This window comes from Bradyrhizobium sp. GW821-FHT13H06, from assembly GCF_058803975.1.
On sequence record NZ_JBXAPN010000002.1, the window covers coordinates 831,350 to 844,827 of the forward strand.

10 protein-coding genes are annotated in these 13,478 nt (G+C 62.1%); 1 reads left to right on the top strand and 9 read right to left on the bottom strand.

Annotated features, from left to right (window positions below; translation table 11 throughout):
* Positions 1–6 precede the first annotated feature (6 nt).
* From AC1RQP_RS10845 to AC1RQP_RS10875, 7 genes are read right to left on the bottom strand one after another with little or no spacing between them, the layout of a single operon-like run.
* Complete coding sequence (locus AC1RQP_RS10845; protein WP_188108032.1) at positions 7–966, bottom strand: hydroxymethylglutaryl-CoA lyase; 960 nt, start codon at positions 964–966, stop codon at positions 7–9.
* The gene (locus AC1RQP_RS10850; protein ID WP_188108033.1) at positions 963–2,978 is read right to left on the bottom strand and encodes an ATP-binding protein; all 2,016 of its coding nucleotides are present in this window, start codon (positions 2,976–2,978) and stop codon (positions 963–965) included. The genes AC1RQP_RS10845 and AC1RQP_RS10850 overlap by 4 nt, the downstream gene beginning before the upstream one ends.
* Positions 2,979–2,990: 12 nt before the next feature.
* Positions 2,991–4,598, bottom strand: coding sequence for an acyl-CoA carboxylase subunit beta (locus tag AC1RQP_RS10855; RefSeq protein ID WP_492936905.1), 1,608 nt, complete (start codon positions 4,596–4,598; stop codon positions 2,991–2,993).
* Positions 4,595–5,986, bottom strand: coding sequence for a phenylacetate--CoA ligase family protein (locus AC1RQP_RS10860; RefSeq protein ID WP_492936906.1), 1,392 nt, complete (start codon positions 5,984–5,986; stop codon positions 4,595–4,597). Before AC1RQP_RS10860 ends, AC1RQP_RS10855 begins: the two co-directional genes overlap by 4 nt.
* 29 nt (positions 5,987–6,015) lie before the next feature.
* Entirely contained in the window at positions 6,016–7,176 is a 1,161-nt protein-coding gene (locus AC1RQP_RS10865) for an acyl-CoA dehydrogenase family protein (RefSeq protein ID WP_492936907.1), read from the bottom strand.
* A 19-nt stretch (positions 7,177–7,195) separates the two neighbouring features.
* The gene (locus AC1RQP_RS10870) at positions 7,196–7,975 is read right to left on the bottom strand and encodes an enoyl-CoA hydratase/isomerase family protein (protein WP_492936908.1); all 780 of its coding nucleotides are present in this window, start codon (positions 7,973–7,975) and stop codon (positions 7,196–7,198) included.
* A complete protein-coding gene (locus tag AC1RQP_RS10875) occupies positions 7,972–9,153 on the bottom strand; it encodes an acyl-CoA dehydrogenase family protein (protein WP_492936909.1) in 1,182 nt (393 codons plus the stop codon). The genes AC1RQP_RS10870 and AC1RQP_RS10875 overlap by 4 nt, the downstream gene beginning before the upstream one ends.
* A 91-nt stretch (positions 9,154–9,244) precedes the next feature.
* Here AC1RQP_RS10875 and AC1RQP_RS10880 point away from each other — a divergent pair, with 91 nt between their 5' ends.
* Entirely contained in the window at positions 9,245–11,278 is a 2,034-nt protein-coding gene (locus AC1RQP_RS10880; protein WP_492936910.1) for an oxidoreductase, read from the top strand.
* Positions 11,279–11,314: 36 nt separating this feature from the next.
* On the opposite strand, the gene AC1RQP_RS10885 is transcribed toward AC1RQP_RS10880, so the two are convergent.
* Positions 11,315–13,240, bottom strand: a complete 1,926-nt coding sequence (locus tag AC1RQP_RS10885) for an acetate--CoA ligase (protein ID WP_492936911.1) — start codon at positions 13,238–13,240, stop codon at positions 11,315–11,317.
* Entirely contained in the window at positions 13,237–13,422 is a 186-nt protein-coding gene (locus tag AC1RQP_RS10890) for a hypothetical protein (RefSeq protein WP_492936912.1), read from the bottom strand. The genes AC1RQP_RS10885 and AC1RQP_RS10890 overlap by 4 nt, the downstream gene beginning before the upstream one ends.
* Between the last annotated feature and the right edge of the window lie 56 nt (positions 13,423–13,478).

Sequence of the window (13,478 nt, forward strand, 5' to 3'; positions counted from 1 at the left end):
CCTTGCTCAGCTTGCTTTGCGGTACTTGTCGAGCCCGCCGGAATGCATCACCCGGCCCATCAGCGGCGAGCCGATGATCTTTTCGGCGCAAACGGCAGCCGCGATCAGCTTGTCGAGGTCGATATCGGTCCGGATGCCTAGTTCATGGCAGAGAAACACGGCATCTTCGGTGCAGACATTTCCGGCCGCGCGCGCGTGGCCGTGACCGGCAAACGGGCAGCCGCCCAGTCCGGCGACGGAGCTCTCAAACATGTCAACGCCCATAGAAAGCGCAGCATAGAGGTTGGCTATTCCGAGGCCCCTTGTGTCGTGCAAGTGCATGCCGATGCGCGCGTCGGGCTTCATATCCCTAAGCGCTCCGATCATGCGCTTGATCGCCTCGGGATTGCCCCACCCCATCGTGTCGGCGACAACAAGGATCGGCAGCGGGATATTTTCTTCTGTGCAGAGATCGAGGATAAAGCGGAAATCGTCCAGGACCCGTTGCTGCGGGATCGGTCCTTCGAAGTTGCATCCGAATGCGGTCATCACGTACGCCGTGTCGACAGCGTGGCCCTCCTGCTTGTAGAGCTTCACCCATTCGCGCTGCTTTTCGCGCATCTCAATCGACGAAGCGTCGTTGTTCTTTCGCGAGAATGTGTCGGAGGGATAGAACAATAGCCGCGGATCGATGTCTACCTGATGCGCCGCAAGCGCCTTGCGGAAACCCTTGTCGTTCAGCCAGAGCGAGGTGTATCTCACGCCGGGCACCCGCTTGATGCGCTTAAACAGCTCCGCCGTATCCGCCATTTGGGGCACCTTTTGAGGATTGACGAAGCTGCCCACCTGAATCCGCTTCAACCCGGTCTCGCTGAGCATATCGATTAGTTCAATCCGCTCTTCGATCGGATGGATCTTCTTCTCGATCTGGAACCCTTCACGCGGCCCTTCTTCCCTGAACTCGACAAATTTCGGAAAATCGCTCATGAACCCTCGCTATCTATGGGAGCTATCTCGGCGATTGGCTGCCCCCGGTCCACCATCGCGCCTTGCGAGATGGATATACTTTTCGCCACCCCCGAAACCATCGCCTTGATTGAGATTTCGAGCTTCATCGATTCCAGGATTGCCACGACCTCGCCAGCCGCCACAGGGGCGCCCTCGCGGACCAGCACCTTCACGATTGTGCCGGTCAGAGGCGATAAGAGAGTACGGTCCGCGGCGCTGTCGATCTCGGCGAAGGCAAGCGGCGGTGCGGCCTGGAACAGGTGACGTCCGTCGGGCGTGTCGATCTCAATCGTCTCACCGTTGATCCGCGTGGTGATCATCGTCGTTTCACCATCCTGCGTGATCTGCCAGTGGCCACACCGAAGCTCAGCTGCGGTCAGAGCCAGCGGGGTCGCGTCGGCCCCATAGACGACAAAGCGCCCATCGCTTCCCACCGGACTGACACGCAGCTCTTCGCCCTGCGCGCCCGGACGGGCCAGCATCACGCGCTGCCCAGCTTCTGCCAGACCGCCACCAAGACCTAGCCGCCAGCCGGTGAACCGATCGCGGTTGCGCCAAGGGTTGGGATCGCCATTGGCGCGACCGCGGGTGACGAACAGGACGCCGGCCGCCGCCTGCCACAGGCGCGCATCCGACCGCTGCGGCGCGGCGGTCAGCGCCTCGATGCGATGGTCGATCCAGCGGGTGTGGACCTCCATCCGCGCGAAATCGGCGTCGCGGGCCAGCGCGGCAAGGAAGGCGCGGTTGGTCTCAACCCCGTCCACCGCCACATGATCCAGCACCCGCGCCAGGCGCGCCAGCGCGGTTTTCCGATTGGGACCGTGGATGATCAGCTTTGCGATCATTGGATCGTAGAATGGGCTGACGCTGTCGCCTATTTCGACCCCGCTGTCGATACGGAGATCACCGGGCAGCGAGAGCACGGTGATCCGCCCTGTCGAGGGGGCGAACTGCATCGTCGGATCCTCGGCATAGAGCCGCGCCTCCACGGCATGGCCGGTGCAGGTGATCTGATCCTGCGTCAGGCCCAGACCTGCGCCCTCTGCGATGCGCAGTTGCAGCGCCACCAGGTCTAGCCCGGTGACCGCCTCCGTCACGGGATGTTCAACTTGAATCCGGGGATTGACTTCGAGGAAAAAATACTTCTCGCCCGTCACCAGGAATTCGATGGTGCCAAGCCCGCGATAGTTGAGTGCCTCGGCAAGCCGGACCGCGTCCTGCGCGATCCGGTCCAGAAGCGGTCGCGGCAGGCCCCAGGCGGGAGCTTCTTCAATCACCTTCTGGTGGCGGCGTTGAAGCGTGCAATCGCGTTCGAAGAGATGCACGACATGGCCGTTGCCGTCTCCCGCGACCTGCACCTCGACATGGCGAGCCGCTGGCAAGAAGCGCTCCAGCAAAAGCCCCTCAGAGCCGAAGGTGGACTTTGCCTCGCGCAACGCGCCTTCGATGTCGGCAGCCAGTGTAACTTCGTTCTCGACCAGGCGCTGACCGCGCCCGCCACCGCCACCGACGGCCTTTAGCAGGACCGGCGGGCCAATTTCGCGCACCGCTTGGGCAATCTGGACGGGATCCGACATTACACGCTCGACGCCAGGAATCACCGGCACCCCCGCCTCGATCGCGGCCTTCTTGGCGCTGGCCTTGTCGCCAAACCGCTCCAGCGTTCCAGCTGTGGGGCCGACGAAGATCATGCCGGCGGCTTCGACCGCGCGAGCGAAGTCGGCATTTTCCGCCAAGAAGCCATAGCCGGGATGGATTGCATCTGCGCCGGCTTGCCGGGCGGCCGCGATCACCGCGTCAATCCGCAGATAGCTTTCGGCAGCCGGCCCGGCGCCGATCCGCAGCGACCGACCGATTTCGCGCACATGCAGAGCCTTGGCGTCGGCATCGGAATGCACGCCGACCGGGATGATCCCGAGCCCACGTGCCGTGCGCGCGATCCGGCAGGCGATTTCGCCGCGGTTGGCAATGAGAAGGGTTTTAATACGCATGGTGTCTCGGCCCTAAAACCGGAAAACGCCAAAGTGGCTCTCAGCTTTCGGGCGCCGCGAAGCTACGTCCAGCAACAGCGCAAGCACATCACGTGTCTCGGCAGGTTCGATCACGTTGTCGATCCACAGGTGCGAGGCGAAGTTGTAGGCGTCTTGAAAGGTCTCGTATTCACGGCGGATTGGAGCCTTGAACGCCTCTTCCTCTTCCGGCGTCCAGTTCTTGCCCTCGCGTTCATTGATCTGGGCGCGCACCTGGGCCAGCACGCTCGCCGCCTGCTCTGGTCCCATGATGGCCGCGCGACCGTTCGGCCAAGCGAACATGGCGTCGGGCTGGAACGGCCGGCCCAACATGGCGAGGTAGCCCGCGCCGTAGGAGCCGCCGGTGATCACCGTGAATTTCGGCACGCGGGCCGACGACATGGCGGTGATCATCTTGGCGCCCGCCTTGGCGATGCCCGCCTGCTCCACCTCGCGGCCGACCATGAAGCCATTGACGTCAGCGAGGAAGACCAGCGGAATGTCGCGCTGTACGCAAAGATTTATGAAATGCGTCGCCTTCAGAGCTGCCTCGACAAAGAGCACTCCGCTGTTGGCCAGGATGCCGACCTCGTGGCCGTGAATGCGGGCCCAGCCGGTTATCAGCGTGTCGCCATAAAGCGGCTTGAACTCGTGCAATTCGCTGCCATCGATCAGCCGGGCGACGATCTCGCGGTTCTCGGTCGGCACTTTGGCGTCGCGGCTGATGATGCCGTAGATCTCCTCAACGGGATAAGCTGGAGGCTTCGGTACGGCAGGGGTCTTGCGTGGACTGGCCTTGTCACCCAGATGCGCCACGATCTGCCGGGTGATCGCGAGCGCATGGGCGTCATTCTCGGCCAGGTGGTCGGTCACACCGGAGATCGAGCAGTGCATCTTGCCGCCGCCCAAGGTCTCGGCATCGACTTTCTCGCCAGTCGCGGCAAACGTCAATTCGGGGCCGCCGAGATACATGAAACCTTGGCCCCGCACGATTACCACCTCGTCGCATAGTGCTGGGATATAGGCGCCGCCCGCGGTACAAGGCCCCATCACCACGGCAATCTGTGGAATGCCATCGCCCGACATGCCCACCTGGTTGTGGAAGATCGAGCCGAACTGTCCCTCGTCGGGGAAGATGTTTGCCTGCTCGGGCAGGAAGGCACCTCCGCTGTCAACCAGCGTGATCACCGGCAGCCGGTTGTTCCAGGCGATGCGCTGGGCGCGCACGTGTTTCTTGCAGGTCATGCCGAAATACGTGCCGCCCTTTACCGTCGCGTCGTTGGCAATGATCATGCAGTGCCGGCCCTCGATCATGCCGATGCCGGTAATGATGCTGGCTCCGGGGGGGACGTCGTCATATTTGTTCAATCCGGCAAGCTCACCCAGTTCCAGAAAGGGCGTGCCTGGATCGAGCAGCCGTTCGACGCGATCACGCGGCAGAACCTTGCCCCTTTCTTCATGTCGCTCGCGTGCTTTCAGCGGTCCGCCGGCGCGTTGCGACAGCCGAAGTTCGTGCAGCTTTTTGATTTTCGCGCGGTAGTGCGCCTCATTGGTCCGGAAATCCTCCGACCTCGTGTCAAGAAGCGATTTAAGAATTGTCATGGCAGATCGGGGTACTTGCGAAGAGTAAGCGCAACCTTCGCCGCGCCGGGCTTCTCGAATGTGTCGGGTTTGACGATGCGCACGTCGGCCTTGAACACCAGCGCATCGCGCAAGCGCATCTCGATCTTGTCTTTTAGTTCGTCGTCCTTGCTGGCCGGACGGTGCGGTCCGCGTTCGACGATCACCTTCAGCGCCGACTGCGTCGTGTGCCCCTCGAAATCGGCGACAACGCGCACCACCCCGTTGGTCTCGGGCATCATTTCGTTGATGAGGCTGTGGATGGCCGAGGGGAAGACGTTGGCGCCGCGGACGATCAGCATGTCGTCCGTACGACCGATACAGCGGATCTTTGGCCCGGTTCGCCCGCACGAGCAGCTGGTGCCCAGGACCTCGATATAGTCGCCGGAGCGGAAGCGTAGAAGCGGGCTCGCTTTCCGGCCTATCGCCGAATAGACCATCTCACCACGCGCGCCGTCCTCGAAAGGGATAATTATGCCGGTGTCAGGGTCGAGCAGCTCGGTAATAATGAAGTCCATGTTGACCATGTGCATGCCCGATTGTTCGTCGCACTCGGCCCAGTAGGTCACGCCAAGGTCGGTGCCACCCAGCATCTCGGTGCATTTCGCACCCCAGAGTTCCTCGATGCGGCGACGGATGGTGGGGATGCCGCCACCCGGTTCGCCACCCACGATAACCCGCTCGACCCCCAGATCGGACGCCTGGATACCTAGGATCTCAGGTACCTTCTCGCCGAGGTGCAGGACGAAGTTCGGCGCTCCGACAACGCAGCGCGGGCGGATGTCGGCGCAGGCCCTGACGAGCCGGTCGGCTCCCCCGTCGGCGCCAATTGGAATATCGATGGCGCCCATGTATTGCAGAGCCTGCATGACCGGGATGCCGCCGACAAAGCCTTTGGCCAGCGAGAAGGCGTGCAGCACCACGTCGCCGGGCCGCACGCCGTTGGCGAAGAAACAGCGTGCGGACATTTCATGCCACATTAAGGCGTCGGATTCGGTCAGAGCCACGTAAGATGGGCTGCCTGTGGTACCGGATGACGCCTGCATCTGAATGAGGTCTTCGGGCTTCGCCGCGAGGTGGAGGCCGAAGGGCTTGCGAGCGGCAAGACTGTCGCGGATCTCCGCTTTGAACGTGTAGGGCAGCTTCTGCAGATCCTCGATAGTGCGCACGTCGTTGAAGCTGACACCGGCCGCGCCCAGCTTCTTCTGGTAGAATTCCGAGTTGGCCTGCAGATAGGTCATCTGCGTAATGAGCTTTTCTTCCTGAATGCGCCGGATTTCGTCGAGCGGGGTCGTTTCAATGGCGTGCCAGCAGCGCGCGCTCGACTTTGCGTAAGCGTCCGCCCGCCGGAATCGCATACCAAAATTCATTGCTCAGCCTCCTTGCCGATCCGCCGCGTTCAGTAGGACCGTGGCAGGCCCATGACCTTCTCGCCGATGAAACTCAGACACAGCTCGCGGTTGACCGGCGCAGTGCGCAGCAAGCGCACCAGCGGGTATAGCTCATAGATGCCGGTATCCTCGGTAAACCCGGAGCCGCCATGAGCCTGGAGCGCCGCATCGACTGCCTCGATGCCCGCCTCTGCCGCGGCGTATTTCGCCATATTGGACGAGGCGCCGGCGGGCAGGTGGCTATCGAATTCCCAGGCCGCGCGGCGGGTCATGAGGCTCGCCATTTCGACCGCGGTATAGGCCTTGGCCATCGGGTGTTGCACACCCTGGTGCGCACCGATCGGCTGGCCAAAGACGTTGCGCTCCGACGCATAGGCGACGCCCTTGTTCAGCGCAAATCGGCCAATTCCGCAGCATAGTGCCGCCAGGATGATGCGCTCGGGATTGAGCGAGTCGAAGAGAATCGAGAAGCCTTCGTCCACTTGGCCCACAACGTCCTCAGGACCAAGATCGACCTCGTCGAAGAACAGTGTCCATTGCTCCTCGGGCAGCGGAATCGAAACCTTTACTCGCTGCTTGTTGACGCCTTTCTTTTTCAGATCGACGGCAAAAAGTGTGAAGCCATCGGTCTTGCGTTTGACTTCCTCGTGCGGCTTGGTACGTGCCACCACCAGGCAGTAGTCCGCAATATCAGCGCCGGTGATAAAGGTCTTTTCGCCCGACAGTGAAAAACGGTTGCCTCTTTGCCTCGCCAAGGTGCGAGCCTTGATCGTGTTCGATCCAGCTCCCGGCTCCGTGATCGCAAAGCAGAATTGGATTTCGCCGCGACACGCCCGCGGCAGGAGCTCTTTCTTCTGGAACTCGCTTCCATGGTTCGCAATATGCGCCAGAGACATGGTCGGTCCTACAACCATCATCAAAAGCGGAATACCGTGATTGGCCGTGCCCTCCATGAAAAGAGCCATCTCAGTCATGCCGAGGCCGGCCCCGCCGTACTCTTGAGGCACCATGAGCCCCAGAAACCCATCATCGGCGATCTTGGAGAACATCTCCCGCGGAAAAGCATGCCGACGCGCATGATCGAGCCAATAGGCGTTGTCGAAGCGCTGCGCCAGCTGGGCGCCGTATTCGTAAATCTGGCGCTGCTCATCGTTCAAGTTGAAATCCATGGTGAACCCCGACGCGACGTTATTGTTCGAATCTCGGCTCGCGGCGATTGGCGAAGGCCGAAAGTCCCTCGGTCGCGTCCGCTCCCGGCAGGTGGCGTAACGCAGCATCGCGCTCAAGTCGCATACTTTGATCGAGCGTCAATTCCAGACCGTCGCGACCCAGCCGTTTCATCTCCGCAATGCCCTGCCGAGAGCGCGTGTCGATCTTCTGGCAGTAGGCCAACGCCGCGCTTCGAAGTTCATCATCGGCCACGACGTAGTTCACGAGTCCGACCCCCTTCGCCTCCTCCGCCTTCAGCCAACGCGCCGAGAACATCAGATCGAGCGCTCGGCGCAGTCCCATGAGGCGGACCAGTCGCTGACTGCCGCCCCAACCCGGAATGAGGCCGAACTGCGCATGCTGATCGCCAAACTGGGCGGTCTCGGCCGCGAAGCAGACATCGCACGACAACATCAATTCGATCCCCCCCGCCAGGCACAGCCCCTGAACCGCCACGACCACCGGTAGGGGACTCTGCTCGAGCCGGCGCAACACGCCCATGCCGAAGCCAATGAAGTGGTCGAGCGCCACCGGATCGTCAATCTTGCCCTTGACTTCGACGAGGTCAGCACCGGTGCAAAAATGTTTGCCCTGTGCGCAGATCAGGATAGCCCGGACCGAACGGTCGGCCTCGAATTTCGCACGCGCGATATCGATAAGCTCATGCACCTCGAGCGAGAGACAGTTGAACTTCTCCGGCCGGCTCAGCTCGATGATCCCGGTGCTGCCTTCGGTTCGGATATTGACTGGGACGCTCATTTCGCCGCCCCCTTCGCTCTCTTGTCATATTGGAGCGCCACACGCCCAACCCTCTCGCGCGCGATGACGAGCTTCTGGATTTGGGCCGTACCGTCGCCGATTTGGAGCCCGAGCACGTCGTTGTAACGCTGGTGGTGTGGTAGATCCGTCGTGTAGCCGTAGTGCCCGTGCAAAATCAGGCACTGCTGCATGATCTCGCAGGCCGTCTTTGGCACATACCATTTGCACATGGCCGCCTCGGCCGTATGCGGCATGTTGCGATCGCGGAGATCGAGGGTGTAATAACAAAGCTGGCGCATCATCGTCAGTTGCGTCTCGGCCTCCGCGAGCGGGAAGGTGACGCCCTGATATTGGGCCAACGGCGCGCCGAACGCCTCGCGTTGTTGCACATAGGCCCAGGTCTCGTCGACAGAGGCCTGCGCCGGACCGATGCACTCCAGCCCGATCAACGCGCGGCTGTAGTCAAAACCGGCCATGATGGTCCCGAAGGCACGGTCCTGTTCACCCATCAGACATTCAGCCGGCACAGGGACATCATCGAAGAAAACCGAGCCGCGACCGACCGGCTTAGTACCGATATCGTCGAAATGGGTCCGCTTGATACCTTTTTCCGCCAAGTTGACAAAAAACGCGCTGACGCCACGCGACCCGCCTTGGGGATCGCCGGTGCGGGCGAAGACAACAGCAGCGTCTGCCTGCGCGGCAAAGCTCATCGAGGTCTTTTCGCCATTCAGCCGCCAGCCATTGCCGGACTTCTCGGCGCGGAGCTGAAGATTCGCCGCATCCGAACCGCCCCGCGGCTCGGTAAGGCCAAGTCCAATCACCGCGTCCCCCGCAATCACGCGCGGCACCCAATCGCGCGCGATGTCCTCCGATGCGTGTTTTGCAACCATCCCGCCCATGAGCGAGCCCAGGAGTTGCACGTAGCTGACGTTGAAATCGGCATAGGCGATTTGTTCGGTGATCAAACCGGCGGTGACGGAGCTTTCACCCATTCCGCCAAGCTTCTCGGGAAGATCCGGCCCAATCAGACCGAGTGAGCCCATTTCCCGGATTAGTTCCCGATCGAGGACATGGCCTTTGGCGCGTTTTTGATAGCCATCGGCCAATCGTTCGCGCGCAAAGCGCCGCGCTACCTCCCGAAAGGCGAGCTGATCTTCGGTCGGCTGAAATGGCATTGAATGATCCTCCCGCGAAGCGTCTTAAATCGACTTTGCAGGAAACCTAACAAACGTTAGAATAGACGGCAAGTGCCAAGGGAGGAAAATTATGAACACGACGGTTTCGTCGACCTACGCCAGAGTGCTTTCACCGCTCAAGGTCGGGCGCCACGAAATGCGCAACCGGATCATCATGGGTTCAATGCACACCAAGCTCGAGTGCAAGCCCGACCCGATCGCCGCGCAACTTGCCTTCTATGTCGAACGTGCGCGGGGCGGCGTTGCGCTCATCGTCACTGGCGGGTTTTCGCCTAACGCCGAAGGCGTGCTTGACGATCAAGGACCGCGGCTTGACGATCCCGAAGAGGCTCAGGCGCTTCGCCCGATTTGCGATGCAGTACATCACGAGGGCGCTCTCATCTGCGCGCAACTCCTTCATGCAGGGCGCTATGCAAAGATTGCGGGCTGCGTAGCGCCTTCCCCAATTCGAGCACCAATCAATCGCCACATCCCGCGCGAGATGACTGATAGCGACATCCTCCGCACAATCAGCCAATTCGCCGAAGCGGCAGCGAACGCGCAGGCAGCAGGCTTTGACGGCGTGGAAATCATGGGTTCCGAGGGCTATCTCATCAACGAATTCACGGTGACTCACACCAACAAGCGCGAAGATGCCTGGGGCGGCAGCGCTGAGAACCGCCATCGTTTTCCGGTCGAGGTGGTACGCGCGGTGCGTCAGCGCTGCGGTCCGGATCTACTGATCATCTATCGTATTTCGGCTGCCGATCTGATCGAGGGCGGCGCACCGGCGGATGAGATCGCCGCCCTTGCTCGCAAGGTCGAGGCTGCCGGCGCCGACATCATCAACACTGGCATTGGCTGGCACGAGGCCCGCGTGCCGACGATAGCCTATCCGGTGCCGCGAGGAGCTTGGCGCAAGGCCGCCGCGCGGGTCCGCGCCGCCGTCTCCATCCCCGTTGTTGCATCGAACCGTATCAGCACCGCTGACATGGCCGAGGACATCCTCGAAAGCGGCGATGCGGATCTGATCTCTATGGCGCGGCCAATGCTCGCCGATCCGTTTTTCGTCAACAAGATCAGAGAAGGACGAGTAGACGAGATCAACACCTGCATCGCCTGCAATCAGGCTTGCCTGGACTATATCTTCTCTGGCCGCACGGTAAGTTGCCTTGTAAATCCTCGCGCTGGTCGCGAATCCGAGCTGCGCGATACGCCCGCCGAGGTCCGCAAAAAGATTGCGGTGGTAGGCGGTGGCGCGGCGGGAATGGCTACTGCTGCGGAAGCCGCGCGGCTCGGCCACGCCGTTATGTTGTTCGAGGCTACCCAAGCGCTCGGTGGACAGCTCACGCTCGCCCGCGCTGTACCCGGCAAGAGCGAGTTCGACGATACCCTGCGCTACTTCCGCCGCCAGATGGACAAGCACGGGGTCGAGCTACATCTGGGCCAACGCGCCACCGAAGAGGATCTGGGCGGTTTCGATCATGTGGTGGTCGCCACCGGCGTCAGCCCCCGCATCCCCCATCTGCCGGGCATTGATCACCCCAAGGTGGCAACCTATGCGGAAATCCTGTCCGGCGCACGGGTCGCGGGAAAGACCGTCGCCATCATGGGCGCCGGCGGTATCGGCTTCGACGTGGCCGAGTTTCTTGTCACTCCCGCCGCCGAGGCTAACGGCAGCGAGGCTTTTTTCGACACTTGGGGCGTGGATGGAAATTTCTCCGCGCCGGGCGCGCTCAAGGCTGATCCGCAGGCGCCGGTGGGCGGTACCCGCAAAGTCGTCATGCTGCAGCGTAAGACCTCTAAGCCGGGGGACGGGCTTGGCGTTTCCACAGGCTGGATCCTTCGCAACGCGCTCCGCAAATACGGCGTCGAGATGTTGGGCGGCGTCAGCTATGAACGGATCGGCGATGAGGGCCTACACATCGTGATCGATGGCCGTCGCCAGGTCGTCGCGGCCGACACGATCGTGCTTTGCACCGGGCAGGAATCTAACCGCGCGCTTCATGCCGTACTGGTTGAGCGCGGTATTCCGGCCGCTGTCGTCGGAGGCGCCAAGGAGGCCGCTGAACTGGACGCTTTGCGCGCGATTGACGAGGGCATCCGGCTGGCACAATCGCTTTAAGGGTGGATGATATCGGCTGTTGACATTGGTCTATGGTCAATAGTCTAGCCCGCTCGCTGCGGGCCGTCGGCATTGCATCCAAGCTTTCGAGAGGAATCCCGTTGGGGCACCGGGCCTGGATGGATCGATCGACAATGCCAAAGCGAGCGGATCCTCTCGGCGGGGGCGGTCGATGAATTGCAGCCTGTCGCTCCCCTCCAAGACGGTGTTCAGCGGCCTTTGTTCCTCAATGCAGCGATGGGAGCAATGACCTCGGGATTCTGCAACGGCGACAGGTCGCCCGGGTTCTCGCCCAGAAACGCCGCGCGGACGACGCGGCGCATGGTCTTCATACTGCGAGTCTTCGGCAGCGCCTCGACAAAATGGATTTCGCGGGCGGAAAGATTGGGAGACCGCGGCGGCTACATTGTCCTTCAATCGCTCCACCAAGGTACCGTCGGTTTTCACGCCGGCGGCGAGGACGCAGACACAGACCACAGCGAGGCCCTTTAGATCATCCGGCGCCGCAATTGCAGCGGCGTCGATCACACTATCAGTGGCGGTTAGTGCGGCCTCGATCTCGGTCGGGCCGATACGCTTGCCGGCAATGTTGAGTGTGTCGTCCGAACGGCCGAGAATGAACCATGTTCCGTCGGAATCGCGGCGCGCCCAATCGCCATGCCGCCAAACGCCGGGGTAATCGGACCAGTAGGTCTCGAGATATCGCGAGCGATCCCGCCAGATCGTCGGGGTCAGGCCCAGCGGCGGCTTGGTGACCACCAACTCGCCCACCTCGCCGTCCCCGGCCTCGGACCCATCCGGTCGTAGCACCTTGGCCCCGACGCCCAACGCCTCGCCGGAAAAGCCGCAGGGCCGCAACATGTGCAGCACGGTCGACGTCAGGATTGCGCCAAAAAGCTCAGTCCCGCCGGAGATGTTGAGTGGCACCGCCCTGTGGCGGCAGATGTGTTCCAGATGCCAGAACCAGGCATCCTCGGTCCAGGGTTCGCCGGTGGAAGCGACGATGCGCAGTGCGGAGAGATTGTACCGCGCCAGCGGACCGGGATCGCTTCTCATAAACTGTCGCACCAACGTGGGCGCGACGCCAAGATGGGTAACGCCGTGTTCGCTCGCGAGGCGCAGCAGGCGAAATGGATCGTCCGGCATGGAGGGCGCCCCTTCGGCCAGCACCAGTGTCGCACCTGCCAGAAGCGTCGAGATCAGGGTCAGCGGGCCCATGACCCAGCCCATATCGGTCATCCACAGGTGCCGGTCCTCGCGCTTCAAGTCGAGGCACAACAAGAAATTGGTCGTTGCCGCCGCCTGCACACCGAGATGCGTGTGAACCACCCCCTTGGGCCGACCGGTTGTCTCAGACGTGTAGGCAATCATCAGCGGCGCCTCTGATGCAACCGGAACGGGTGCAAAATCCGCCTTTGCGGCCCCGACTGTGGCAGCCCAGTCCAGATCCCGCCGTGGGTCGGCAGCGCTGCCGCCGAAACGGCGCAGGCTGATCACCGTGTGCACGCTGGATACGTCGGCCAGAGCCTCAACCAGCACGGATTCCATGGGAACAGGCTTGCCGCGCCGCCTAGTCGCATCGGCCGTCAAAACCGCTTTGGCCGCGCAGTCGTTCAAGCGTGCCGCCACGGCCGGCGCCGGGTATCCGGAGAACAGGGGTACGGCGATGGCGCCGAGCCTCGCAACGCCCAGGAGGGCCGCTTCGATCTCGGGCACCATCGGCATGTAGATGCCAACCGCATCACCCGCGCCGACGCCGCGGGCGGCCAGGGCGCTGGCAACCCGGGCGCTTTCGCAGGCGAGTTCGCGGTAGGTCCAGACGCGCCGTTCCCCGTCTTCGCCGATCCAGTCGATGGCGGCTTTTTCCCCGAGCCCAACTTCGATACGAGCGTCAAGGCAAGTCTCGGTGAGGTTGAGAGTGGCGTCCGCGGCCCAACGGATTCCGGCTGGCCCACCGCTCACGTCCCGCAACGTTCGGTAACGACGCAAAAACCTATGTTCGCAAGATCGAGAATTTGTGACCAGAACCAATCGGGGTCGGCGTCGGCCCGCGCGACGAGACTTTCGTAATCTGTCAGGCCGCAGCGCTTGAGAAAAGCTCTGATCGCGCTGCCGTCCTGGATGTCTTTAGATGGCGTAAACATACCATTTCATCCGATACGGTATCTCGGCACGGTCCGGCCGTATCAATCCGCAAGTT

Coding starts and splice junctions, on each gene's coding strand:
- AC1RQP_RS10845 (WP_188108032.1), bottom strand. CDS start 966: ATGAGCGATTTTCCGAAATTTGTCGAGTTCAGGGAAGAAGGGCCGCGT.
- AC1RQP_RS10850 (WP_188108033.1), bottom strand. CDS start 2,978: ATGCGTATTAAAACCCTTCTCATTGCCAACCGCGGCGAAATCGCCTGC.
- AC1RQP_RS10855 (WP_492936905.1), bottom strand. CDS start 4,598: ATGACAATTCTTAAATCGCTTCTTGACACGAGGTCGGAGGATTTCCGG.
- AC1RQP_RS10860 (WP_492936906.1), bottom strand. CDS start 5,986: ATGAATTTTGGTATGCGATTCCGGCGGGCGGACGCTTACGCAAAGTCG.
- AC1RQP_RS10865 (WP_492936907.1), bottom strand. CDS start 7,176: ATGGATTTCAACTTGAACGATGAGCAGCGCCAGATTTACGAATACGGC.
- AC1RQP_RS10870 (WP_492936908.1), bottom strand. CDS start 7,975: ATGAGCGTCCCAGTCAATATCCGAACCGAAGGCAGCACCGGGATCATC.
- AC1RQP_RS10875 (WP_492936909.1), bottom strand. CDS start 9,153: ATGCCATTTCAGCCGACCGAAGATCAGCTCGCCTTTCGGGAGGTAGCG.
- AC1RQP_RS10880 (WP_492936910.1), top strand. CDS start 9,245: ATGAACACGACGGTTTCGTCGACCTACGCCAGAGTGCTTTCACCGCTC.
- AC1RQP_RS10890 (WP_492936912.1), bottom strand. CDS start 13,422: ATGTTTACGCCATCTAAAGACATCCAGGACGGCAGCGCGATCAGAGCT.